Genomic DNA, 12,345 nt, shown 5'->3' on the forward strand with positions numbered 1-12,345 from the left:
GAGTTTGGCAGGGGTTGTTTGTTGATCATTTTACACTAAAGTGCAAAACAAAACGGCAATAAGCATCAACTTTCCACAGTCGAGCTTATTGTCGAGTGATAACTGTCTATGGTTCTAATGACAGTATCCTGGCTTAGCTTACTCGTTAAGCAACGCCTCAATCCCCTTCCGAAACTTCGCCCCTTCCTTCAGGTTGCGCAGCCCGTACTTAACGAACGCTTGCATATAGCCCATTTTCTTACCGCAGTCGTAGCTATCGCCTGTCATCAGCATGGCGTCAACAGACTGTTTTTTCGCCAGTTCTGCAATTGCATCCGTCAACTGGATGCGGCCCCAGGCGCCGGGTTCTGTTCTTTCCAGTTCTGCCCAGATATCTGCCGATAACACATAGCGACCTACCGCCATCAGATCTGAGTCCAGCGTCTGCGGTTGATCCGGCTTTTCAATAAACTCAACAATACGGCTGACTTTCCCCTCATTATCCAGAGGTTCTTTGGTCTGGATAACGGAATACTCTGAAAGGTCGCCTTTCATGCGTTTTGCCAGCACCTGGCTGCGTCCCGTTTCGTTGAAACGCGCTACCATTGCCGCAAGATTATAGCGAAGCGGATCGGCCGTCGCGTCATCAATGATGATATCAGGCAGCACCACCACAAACGGGTTGTCACCAATCACAGGACGTGCGCATAAAATGGAATGCCCCAGACCCAGCGGTTGAGCCTGGCGAACGTTCATAATCGTCACGCCTGGTGGGCAAATGGACTGCACTTCCGCCAGCAACTGACGTTTCACGCGTTGCTCCAGAAGTGACTCTAATTCGTAGGAGGTGTCGAAGTGGTTCTCTACCGCATTTTTGGAAGCGTGAGTAACCAGAACGATTTCTTTGATCCCAGCAGCAACAATTTCGTCAACAATGTACTGTACCATCGGTTTGTCAACAATCGGCAGCATCTCTTTGGGGATTGCCTTGGTGGCAGGCAACATGTGCATACCCAGACCAGCTACCGGAATAACTGCTTTCAAATTAATCATTATTTCATCCACCTATAAAATGGTTGCTGAATTATAGCTCTTTAGCATGTTTTAGCCAGCATGAATTACATTATGGCGTTGGATGTGATGGTACGCCGCTTATCCGCAGATTGCAGTAGCCATAATCTTAAGTATGAGTAACTTTCGCCAGGAATGGTCGCAAAACTACCGCCCCCGCTCCGGCAACCTGAAATTGACCGCTTCCACATTCACCACCTTGTGGTTAATCCTGTCGATATCAACCGAGCTCTGCCCCTTCTCATTGACTGCATGAACGTTCGCCAGCGACAGCAAAGTGTCCTGTTTCGCCATAAACTTGCCGCGTATATCTTTACGCAGATCAAAGTGCATCTTCAGCGCGGGCCCTGTCGCAGACTCCTGCATTACCTTGATATTACGCAGGAAAAGATGCTGCGGCTGGTTGTGTAGTTCAAGCGTAGCGCGCTTCATCTCCAGATTGGTGATCGCCACAAAGGAGGTCGCATTCCCTGAAGAGATCTGAATGCCGCGCAGTTTATAGTCCAGGCGAGTGTTATCAAGATGAATATCATTTAATTTGAAGTTTTGCGGAATGGATAAATATTTGCCTTTGACGACGCCATAACCAATAAGCATCCCCGCACAATTCACCATATCGATATTATCAATCACGAAATTATCACACCCATAAATTGCTACCGTCGCATTATCAATGCCCGCTTTCTTACTGAAATCAGGCGTGATATTCCGCGCTTTTACATTACGAATGATAAAGTGTTTTCCGTTCTCCACATGAACCAGTTGTCGGCAATCCGATCCGGTAATATTGGCCACGACAAAGTTCTTTACGGTTTGCTCTTCAGGGTAGGCATTATCGTAGGTGCTGCCCGCCAGCCCGATGCCAATCCCCCAATTGATTTTCCCGTTGGTGCAGTCGATGCGTTCTATAACATGGTCAGAGATCAGAATGTTACGATCGTTAATCGCCACGTTCCATTCGATGGCATCCCCTTGCAGATCGCTGAATCGGCTATTGGTGATGCGTGCGCCATCCACCTGGTTGTGGAATCCCTGGCGCAGAATGGCGTAATTTGCATGGCTGACCGAAATATCATCAATGGTGAGATTACGCATCACTCGCGGCTTTTTGCCGCCAATGTAGATCTGGGTAACGGGGCCGAACCCGCTCATGGCAATCCCCCTGATGGTGCAATCTGAACCGCGCACATCCAGGGTGATGTTGTGCAGGCTACCGCCCTGCTCCCCTGTTACCTGGCAGCCATCCTGCAACACGAACCGACCGCGACCATTGCCGCTTAAGCGCCCGCGCACATGCAGCGTTTTTCCTGCCGGGATAAAGATGCCGGTATTGACGTTCTCGCAGACCAGCCCCGCAGGAACAACAACCGTCTGCGCTTCGCTAAACGCCTGTTTAAACGAGGCTATCCAGTCTCGGGGGTTATAATCCTGAATATTGACGGTTTGCCGGGGTTCAAGCGCGCGGGCAAAGGGGGAATGGAGGACAGGAAGTGCGGCAAGCGCAGAGCCTGCCGTCAGGAAGGTGCGACGGGAGAGTTTATTCTCTGGCATACAACCTCGGTTTACATCGTTTGCAGCAGGCTGGCTAACTGTTGATTAATCACCTGCTGATTAAAATCAGCCTCAACTTTTTCACGGGCGCGTTGTACCACAGGCCGCAACGACTCGGTGTCAATGCGACTGAATGCCGCCAGTTGCTCCGCCAACGCCTCAGCATCATTTTCAGGCACCAGCCAGCCCGACTTACCGGCATCCACCAGTTCGGGGATTCCGCTGTGAACGGTTGAAACCACCGGCAGCCCGACTGCCATCGCTTCCATCAGCGCCACCGGAATACCTTCCATATCGCCATCCGTACCGGTGATAGACGGCAGCAGAAACACATCCGCGTCATCCAGCATCTTTTTCACTTCATGGCTGGGCTTAAAGCCTGGCATTTCAATCACATCATCAAGCTGGTACTGCTCAATCAATGTGCGCAGGCGTCTCTCCCACGGCCCCATGCCCAGGATGCGATAACGGAACGCCACCCCCTGCGCTTTGAGCTGTCGGCAGGCCTCAATCGCTACGTGCAGTCCTTTCTTCTCGGTTAATCGCGCCACGGAGATAATCTCCAGCGGCGTACCCGGCGCTTTTACCGGACGGTGAGTAAAGCGCGTCATATCGACGCCCATCCGCGAGACCGCAATTTTCTCGGGCGGGCACCCCATTGTTTTAAGGCGTCCCGCCCATAATTCACTGATAGGCAGCATGAGATCGCCACGCTGGAACAGGCGCTGATATTCAGGCGTGTAGTGATTGAGCACATCGCGGTGCGATACATCAATACCGTGAAAAACGGTGGAAATTTTGCCTTTGATCACGCCAAGTTCCCGCAACTTCGCCGCCGTTACACCCGCCGGGCCGAAATGTGCGATAAAAACATCCGCCTGGAACATTTTTGGCGTCAGCCCGCAGATTGCGGACAGAATCAGGTTGCGCGCTTCATCACCGTAACGTGAAACATTCAGCGCCTTCCAGGTCGATGCGCGCGTACCGCCACGCAAAGACGCAATGGCGCGATAGCGCAGCTTCGCCAGCTTGCCTTCCGGCTCATCCAGCAGCCAGTGCGTTTTTTCACCCAGGCGGTAGGTGTCATACGCCGCATGCGTGTTCTCAAGGTCGCCTTTATGCAACGCGACAATTTCCACCTCAAACCCCATATCGATAAACGCGGTGATCTGGTTCAGCACGAAGGTCTCTGACGACAGTGGGAACTTCAGTAAAAAGAAGCTGACCTTCATTTCCCCTCCCCGATACGGGTTAACACTGACTGCACCATGCGAAAGCCCTGTTCACGCTCGCGGTTTACGGCGTCCGCCAGTCGCGCGTTGAGCGCGGGCAACTGCCCCAGCGTATCGGCCACCATCGCTTCCAGGCTGCCGTCCAGCAAATGACGAATGTCGATCGCCATTTCAGGCAATCCCAGCTGTTGCATAATTCCGGCAGATTTGTGCTCATAATTAATGGCAATCGCAGGGGTCGCGAAATTCATGGAAATAATGGCGGAATGCAGGCGCGTGCCCACGGTCAGCTCACAGGCGCCGAGGATTTTCCCCATTTCAAGATCGTTGAGTTCGTCCATTACCACATGGTAACGATCCGGGTCGCTGACGTGCTGGCGCAGGTTTAACGCCACCATGCGATCGTCTTTGTTATAGCTGTCGATACCGGTACAGGTTGACAGCGCAATCACCTGATAGCCTTCCTCAAGGATACGGTTCACCACGCCAGCAAACGCCTTCTCGTAAGCCTGTTGGGTGGTTCCCAGACGCTTATCGAATGGCGCCAGTTCACGCAGCGTAATCGCAACCGTCTTTTGCTTTCCGGCAAGGGCTAACCAGTGCTGAACGGCATAACCCGGTTCAAAATCGTCATTGTGATGATCAACCAGCCAGGCGGTATCGACCCCCGCTTCAACTTTCGTCGTGGTGATATCGCTACGCTTCATCAGCTCCAGACTGACTGATTCACGCAGAATCAACGTATCACAGTGGCCAAAGACGTAATTCGCCAGCGTGTTGAACTGCTCGTCCTGGAAGGGGCCGACGCTGTGACCAATCATATACAACGGCTTCTTCGCCATAAAAGTACACAGCGCATGTTCAAACTGCGGCACACCGTACAGATCGACGAAAAACGAGCCCCCGACCTGGATAATGGCGTCATAACCGGATAACAGACGCACGAAGTCGGTAAACCCTTGCGCAATGGCAATATTGCGCAGCTTGCCGGTATCTGTGACGCGGGAGAGCAGTACCTGATGCTGATAGCGGCGACGCAGCACTTTTTTCACGCGCCCCATCACGCCCGCCACGTTATTGTGCTGTTTCATCTGCGAATAGAGCGGATCGCCCATCACCGGGCGATTCAATAACCAGGATGAGCTCACCGGATAGCGACTCATCACATCCACTTCTGCGTCAGGCTCAAGACGGTTAATGGCATCCAGCAGGCCGCGCAAAATTGCGCTGTCGCCACGGTTGCCGCAGGTGTGGTTGCCCAGGATCAGTAATTTCATATTTGCCCCTTAAAATCGTTGCCGGATGGCGGCTGTTGCCTTATCCGGCCTACCGCAAAATCAATTCGTAGGCCGGATACGACGCGTAAACGTCGCCATCCGGCAAAAGTTATCCTGCGCGAAGCAGTGTTTTCATTTTTTCGCTACGGCAAAACTGGCGCTTCATCTCCACCACCAGCGGATGGCGCGAAAGCACAATCATCACGGCGAAGGCCAGCGCGCCCGCCACGATTTGCGTTGCCAGCAGTACGCTCAGCGGCAGATGTCCATTCAGCGCAATCCCCAACCCATAGCTCACCGCCAGGGTAGGTAAAGAGAGATAAAACGGTAGCCACAGGCTAAGGATGTACTGGCGGTAGCTCGACCCCAGCACCGGTTTAATCATGACGAAATAGCTCAGAACGGTATTGATGATCTGCACCAGCAGGAAGCCCAGCGTCACGCCTGTCGCCCCCGCCAGATGGCCGCCAACGATAATTGCCGGAATGAACAGAAAGGTTTTGAACACATTGAATTTGAAGCTGATATCAACGCGCGCTTTCGCCATCAGCAACGAACCAATCGGGTTGCCGACAGAGCGCAACAGCCCCACCACGCACAGCAGTTGCAGCACCGGAATGATGCTGTTCCACTTCTCGCCAAAAACCAGCGGTACAAAATTATTCGATACCACCATCAGACCGAGCAACGCGGGAAAATTAATAATCCCCACGACCGACAGCAGCTTGTAGAAATTGACGCGCAGCTTCTCCGTATCATCCTGAATTTTGGCGAACGCCGGGAACAATACGCGGGTAATGATCGGGTTAAGCTTCATTGGCGGAACCACCGCCACGTTATAAGCAAGGTTGTATCCCCCGGCGACGCTCGCGCCGAGAATACGCGCCAGCACCAGCGTCGACAGGTTAGTATTGACGTAATTGATGATGCTGTCCGCCGTCAGCCATGCGCCAAAGCGCAGGTTCGACGAAACAGACGCCAGCGAAAAATGCAGGCCGGGGCGGTAGATCTTCCGGCCAAAATAGCCGAACAGCAGCGTACGGACGGCGCTGTTGACCAGATAGCCGAGGATCGCCGTCATTGCCAGCGGCCAGAAATGGGCGCTGACCACGGTAAAGGTGAACCCCGCCAGCACCGAGCTGGTCTCGATCATGCCTATTTTGTTAAATTCCAGCTCCTTTTGCATCAACGCGCGAAACTGCTGCCCGTGAGGGATCACCACAAACGCCAGCGACAGGGTTTTAATCAGCGGCGCCAGATCGGGGTTATGCAGCACGTTGCCGATCACGTCGCTAAGCAAAAACACCACGACGCACACCGCCAGCCCTAAGCCAACGTTCAGCCAGTACAGGGTGGTGAGTTCGAGGTGGCTTATCGTTTTACGCTGGATAATCGAGTTGGCAATACCGAAGTCCGACAGCGTATCGGCGAGGGCGATAATCACCAGCGACACGGTCAGCAGACCAAACTGGTGATTATCAATAATCCGCGCCAGCACGGTCATCTGAATCAGTCCCAGCCCGATGATGATAACCGTAGCGATCGCCGACCACTTCGCCCCACTGATGGTTTTTTCTCGTAAGCTCATGATCGTTCCTCAGTACGCCGCTTTATTCACAAAGCCTTTGAACACCGTCAGAAAAACAATCTTGATGTCAAACCACACGCTCCACTCACGGATGTACTCCAGATCAAACTCCACGCGCTTTTCCATTTTCTCCAGCGTGTCGGTCTCGCCGCGCCAGCCGTTGATCTGCGCCCATCCCGTAATGCCGGGTTTGACTTTATGGCGCAGCATGTAGCCTTCGATAAGCTGGCGATACTGCTCGTTATGCGCCACCGCGTGCGGGCGCGGCCCGACGATAGACATGCCGCCGGTCAGAACGTTGATAAACTGCGGCAGTTCATCAAGCGAGGTACGGCGCAGAAAATTCCCCACGCGGGTTACACGCGGGTCGTTTTGCGTCGCCTGCGTCACCACTTTGTCGTTTTCCATCACCTTCATGGAGCGGAATTTCCACACTTTGATCGGCTTACCGTCCATGCCATAACGGGTCTGGCGGAAAATGATCGGCCCTGGCGAACTGAATTTGACCGCCAGCGCAATACAGCACAGCACCGGAGAGATCAGCAGCAGAATCAGCGACGCCAGCACGATATCTTCCGCGCGTTTCAGCAGACGATTGATCCCTGACAGCGGCGTGTCATACAGCGGCACGACCGGCACGCCGCTTACCTCTTCAATACGCGAGTGCAGAATATTGAAGGTAAAAACATCCGGGATGAGGATGACCGAGCAGGTAGTGTCCGCCAGAGCGCGCACCAGTTTTTTTACCTGCGCCCCGTCACTCATCGACATGGCGATATAGACGTTATGAATGCGTGAGGCTTTAGCATCCTCAACCAGCTGTTGCAGATTTCCGGCCCAGTCAGAAGAGACGCCGCCCGGTTTCGGATCGTAGTAAACGCCGACCACTTCAAAACCCAACCACGGCTCCTTGCGGAAGCTGTCCAGCAGCGACTGACCGGCAGGAAGATCCCCCGCCACCGCCACCCGGCGCGTGTTGTACCCACGGTTACGCAGCCATCCGGCTCCGTAGCGAATGAACGAGCGGCAGACCACCAGACCCACGCTGGAGAGCGCATACCACGCCAGCCAGACGGTAAGACGGTTATCGAAGTCGCTATTGAAGGCAATCAGGCCCGCGCTGAAGACCAGACTCAGCGTCCAGTTTTGCAGCAGCAGCGCCAGTTCCGTCGAAATCTTCACGCCGCGCCAGGAACGGTAAAAATCAGTTATGCCGCCCAGCATCTGAAAAACCACCAGCGTGATCAGCGCCACCAACAGATGCATATACAGGAAAGGCAATCCGCTCAGCTTGCAGACAACCCATAACCCGCCAAACATGATGGTGATATCCGAAAAGCGTTGCACCATAGAGATTAACGATGCATTGGTTTTGGCTCGCTCGCGCTTTTTTAGATTTGTCATCGTTGTTCCTGTTATTAGCCCCTTACCCGTCGCCGGGTAAGGGAAGAACCGACATTACTGATTCAGCAACGTCAGCAGGGTTCGCGTTCGCGCTTCCATCAGCGGAATGTCGCCGCGTGATTCCACGTTCAACCGCACCACCGGTTCGGTATTGGAAGAACGCAGGTTGAAGCGCCAGTCGGCAAACGACATGCTGATGCCGTCAGTTCTGTCCACCGTCAGCGCTTCACGCGCAAAGTGTGCTTCCACCCGGCTGATGGCGGCCGCAGGCTCTGCCAGTTTGCTGTTGATTTCACCGCTGGCCGGGAACGCCGCCATCCGGTCACGCACCAGTTCCCCCAGCGACTGCCCTTTCAGACATACCAGCTCCGCCACCAGCAGCCACGGGATCATCCCGCTGTCGCAGTACGCAAAATCACGGAAGTAGTGATGGGCGCTCATTTCGCCGCCGTAGATAGCATCTTCATGGCGCATACGTTCTTTAATGAAGGCATGACCGGTTTTCGACATCACCGGCGTGCCGCCCGCCGCCGTCACCACATCAACGGTGTTCCAGGACAGACGCGGGTCGTGGATGATCTTCGCCCCCGGGTGTTTCTCCAGAAATGCCTCCGCCAGCAGGCCGACAATGTAGTAGCCCTCAATGAACTGCCCTTTCTCATCAAACAGGAAGCAGCGGTCGAAATCCCCGTCGAAGGCAATGCCCATATCTGCGCCGTGTTCAATAACGGCGTTGCGGGTGTCATCGCGACACTCCGGCAGCAGCGGATTAGGGATGCCGTTCGGGAAGTTGCCGTCCGGCGTGTTGTGGATTTTGATGAAGTCAACCGGCACACCCTGCGCCTTAAAGCGGGCTTCAATGGCATCCACCACCGGGCCTGCCGCGCCGTTGCCGGAGTTGATGACCAGCTTCAATGGCGTGAGATTGTTGACGTTGATGTAGCCGAACAGGTGGTCGATGTAGGCGTCACGCAGATTGATCTGCTTATAGCTGCCGCGTCTGGCTTCGTTGACCGGTGGAAAATCATTGGCTTCCGCCAGACGCTGCACGTCGCGCAGGCCGGTGTCGCCGCTGATGGGGCGCGCGCCCTCGCGCACCAGTTTCATACCGTTGTAGTCCATCGGGTTATGGCTGGCGGTCACTTCAATACCGCCATCGACGCCCAGATGGAAGGTCGCAAAATAGATCTCTTCCGTGCCGGAAAGGCCAATATCCAGTACGTCAACGCCCGCATCCTGCAACCCTTTCGCCAGCGCCAGTTTCAGCGACTCGCTTGTCAGGCGCACATCGCCGCCCAGCACAATGGTTTTCGGTTGCAGGAACTCGCCGTAAGCGCGGCCAATACGCCACGCGATATCCTCATTCAACTCTTCGCCCAGCCTGCCGCGAATATCGTAGGCTTTAAAACAGGTTAATTTCGTCATGTTTTTTACCCTTCTTCAGGCAACAGTTGGCCCTGACTCTCGTAAGAGCCTTTTTCAATTTTTGTTTTATTGCCCGGTGGCGCTGCGCTTACCGGGACTACGGACCTGTAGGCCGGATAAGCAACGCGCCATCCGGCAACTTACCAGGCTTACACCCGCCCGTAGCGATCGGCGAAGCGCACCACGTCGTCCTCTTCAAGGTACGAACCGGAGCGGACTTCAATCAGGTCGAGCGGAATTTTTCCCGGATTCTCCAGGCAGTGGGTCGCCCCCAGAGGTATGTAGACAGACTCGTTTTCACCGAGCAGTTTGATTTCGCCGTTGATGGTGACTTTTGCCGTCCCTGCGACCACCACCCAGTGCTCCGCCCGATGGTGATGCATCTGCACGGAGAGCCCCTCGCCGGGTTTAACGGTAATACGTTTCACCTGATAACGGTCGCCAGCGTCGATGGAGTCGTATTTGCCCCACGGCCGGTAGACTTCACGGTGGATATGGTGCTCATGGCGACCATCAGCTTTAATCTGCTCCACCACTTTTTTCACATCCTGCACCGCATTGCGATCGGCAATCAGCACCGCATCTTTGGTCTGTACAACCACCAGGTCTTTCACCCCGACGGTCGTCACCAGGCCCGACTCCGCATAAACGTAGCTGTTTTCCGTTTTATGGCTAATGACGTCGCCGTGATGCACGTTTCCCTCGGCGGTGTGCGCGCTGATTTCCCACAGTGAAGACCAGGAACCCACGTCGCTCCAGCCGGCATCCATCGGCATAACCACCGCATCCGCCGTGCGCTCCATCACCGCGTAGTCCACCGACTCTTCCGGGCAGGCGAGGAACGCCTCTTCATCCACGCGGATAAAGTCGAGGTCGGGGTCAACGATGCTCATCGCGTTTTCGCAGGCGTCCAGAATATCGGGACGGTATTTTTTCAGTTCTTCCAGATAACGCCCGGCGCGGAACAGGAACATCCCGCTGTTCCAGTAGTAGTCGCCGCTCGCCACGTAGGCCTGCGCGGTTTCAAGATTGGGTTTTTCGACAAACTGCGCGACGTCAAAAGCAACCGCGTCTTGCTCGCCGGGAGAGACATCGCCGCGACGAATGTAGCCATAGCCGGTTTCCGGCAGATCCGGCACGATGCCGAACGTGACCAGCTTACCCGCTTCGGCATACGGAATGGCGTTACGCACCGCGTCGCGAAACGCCCCTTCATCAGCGATGACGTGATCGGCCGCCAGTACCAGCATCAGCGGATCGCCTTCCGGGCTGTGGCGTTTCGCCGCCAACGCCGCCAGCGCAATCGCTGGCGCGGTATTGCGTCCGGCAGGTTCGAGAATAATGTTCTCCGTCAGTTTGTTTAGCTGGCGCAACTGTTCGGCGACAATAAAGCGGTGCTGCTCATTGCAAATCACCACCGGGCTTTCGCACTCCACGCCGTTCAGACGACAAATGGTCGTTTGCAGCATGGTGAGATCACCCTTCAGGCAGAGAAACTGTTTTGGATAAAGTACACGAGAAAGCGGCCATAAACGGCTACCCGAGCCACCCGCCATCACGACCGGATAAAGTTTACGTTGACCCATGATTTATCCCCGAATATCTGTAATAAATTGACGTAACACGTTCTCTTTATCGAGCGTGCGTTCGGCATATTCGCATGCCACCGTGTTGTTCTCAGGCATGGCAAGCGCCTGGGTAATCCCCGTCACCAGCGCGTCGACCGACTCCGGTTCCACGCAAACGGCAATGCCGGGATAGTCGCGACAAAGCTGGCCGAGTTCGGTTTCCGGTTCAGCGGTAATCACCGCGTTGCCGCCCACCGCCAGAATATTGGTCAGTTTCGACGGCAAAACGGCATCCGCCGCGCCGCGCTTTTGCACCACCAGATGGCAATCGCCCATCTTCAGCAGCGCAGGTAAGGCTTCATAAGGCTGAAGCGGATAAAATTTGACGTTATCCAGGCCGCGCTCACGGGCCATTTTTTCCAGCCGCGCTTTGCCGCCGCCCTGCCCGACAATGACAAACAACCAGGGGCGATCGGTAAGACGCTCAGCGGCGTCAATCACGTTTTCAAGCCCTTGTTTTTCACCAATATTGCCGGAGTACAGAATGATTTTTTTATCATCCGGCAACCCCAACGTCTGGCGTAAGCGGGCCGCATCGCTAGCGGTCACGTCGCGAAAACGCGCCACTTCCGACCAGTTAGGGAAGAAAATCACTTTGTCTGCCGCGACCCCTTTCTCCTGCGCTTTATTCATCATTGAGCGGGAGATGGTGGAGACGTTATCGACGTTGTGCAGACCGCTGCGCTCGAACGCGGCGGCCAGTCGGGCAACCTTACCGCTCTTGCCTTGCCCGGCCAGCCCCAGACCGAGCATCGCATCCACCTCGTAGTCCTGAATGTGCAGCAGCGTACGCGCGCCGGAGAGTTTCGCCAGCAAACGCATACCCGGCGTGCAAAACAGCGTCGGCACCACGCCGATAATCCGATCCGGCTTCCAGCGTCGCTGCGCCATCAGCGGGAAGAAACTGCTCAGGGCGAAACTGCCCAGGTGCAGCAAGCGTTTCAGCGTCGATGGCTGCGTCGGAACATATAACGGGCAGCGCCAGACGGTAGCCGCCCCCTCTTCCCGGCGATAACGCCAGGAGGAATACTGCTCGCCCACTTTCCACTGCGGGTAATAAGGCGGCGCGGTGATCACCCGAACTTCGTGCCCTTCACGCGCCATCCACTCCACCATCTCGCCGGTGTATTTACCGATGCCGGTTAGCTCCGGCGAGTAGTTGATGCCGTACACAAGGATTCTCATACGCT

The 12,345-nt window shown here is 55.1% G+C and carries 9 protein-coding genes; all 9 read right to left on the reverse strand.

The window, feature by feature from the left end; all coding sequences use genetic code 11:
* Positions 1–138: 138 nt before the first annotated feature.
* On the reverse strand, positions 139–1,032 hold the full coding sequence (galF, locus tag OGX84_RS10445) for a UTP--glucose-1-phosphate uridylyltransferase GalF (protein WP_012131721.1): 894 nt from the start codon (positions 1,030–1,032) through the stop codon (positions 139–141).
* A gap of 165 nt (positions 1,033–1,197) precedes the next feature.
* Positions 1,198–2,601, reverse strand: a complete 1,404-nt coding sequence (gene wcaM / locus OGX84_RS10450) for a colanic acid biosynthesis protein WcaM (protein WP_112001937.1) — start codon at positions 2,599–2,601, stop codon at positions 1,198–1,200.
* Positions 2,602–2,612: 11 nt separating this feature from the next.
* Positions 2,613–3,833, reverse strand: a complete 1,221-nt coding sequence (wcaL, locus tag OGX84_RS10455; protein ID WP_047462621.1) for a colanic acid biosynthesis glycosyltransferase WcaL — start codon at positions 3,831–3,833, stop codon at positions 2,613–2,615.
* A complete protein-coding gene (wcaK, locus tag OGX84_RS10460; RefSeq protein WP_286457994.1) occupies positions 3,830–5,110 on the reverse strand; it encodes a colanic acid biosynthesis pyruvyl transferase WcaK in 1,281 nt (426 codons plus the stop codon). The genes wcaL and wcaK overlap by 4 nt, the downstream gene beginning before the upstream one ends.
* Positions 5,111–5,219: 109 nt before the next feature.
* Positions 5,220–6,698, reverse strand: a complete 1,479-nt coding sequence (gene wzxC / locus OGX84_RS10465) for a colanic acid undecaprenyl disphosphate flippase WzxC (protein ID WP_110494065.1) — start codon at positions 6,696–6,698, stop codon at positions 5,220–5,222.
* 9 nt (positions 6,699–6,707) lie between these two features.
* Entirely contained in the window at positions 6,708–8,102 is a 1,395-nt protein-coding gene (gene wcaJ, locus OGX84_RS10470; protein WP_199976137.1) for an undecaprenyl-phosphate glucose phosphotransferase, read from the reverse strand.
* A gap of 54 nt (positions 8,103–8,156) precedes the next feature.
* The gene (gene cpsG / locus OGX84_RS10475) at positions 8,157–9,527 is read right to left on the reverse strand and encodes a colanic acid biosynthesis phosphomannomutase CpsG (RefSeq protein WP_012131713.1); all 1,371 of its coding nucleotides are present in this window, start codon (positions 9,525–9,527) and stop codon (positions 8,157–8,159) included.
* 149 nt (positions 9,528–9,676) lie between these two features.
* On the reverse strand, positions 9,677–11,113 hold the full coding sequence (gene cpsB / locus OGX84_RS10480; protein ID WP_012131712.1) for a mannose-1-phosphate guanyltransferase: 1,437 nt from the start codon (positions 11,111–11,113) through the stop codon (positions 9,677–9,679).
* A gap of 3 nt (positions 11,114–11,116) precedes the next feature.
* The gene (wcaI, locus tag OGX84_RS10485) at positions 11,117–12,340 is read right to left on the reverse strand and encodes a colanic acid biosynthesis fucosyltransferase WcaI (protein WP_047462609.1); all 1,224 of its coding nucleotides are present in this window, start codon (positions 12,338–12,340) and stop codon (positions 11,117–11,119) included.
* Positions 12,341–12,345: the final 5 nt, after the last annotated feature.

The sequence above is a fragment of the Citrobacter sp. CK202 genome (assembly GCF_030333225.1).
In the GTDB taxonomy this organism is placed as follows: Bacteria; Pseudomonadota; Gammaproteobacteria; order Enterobacterales; family Enterobacteriaceae; genus Citrobacter_B; species Citrobacter_B koseri.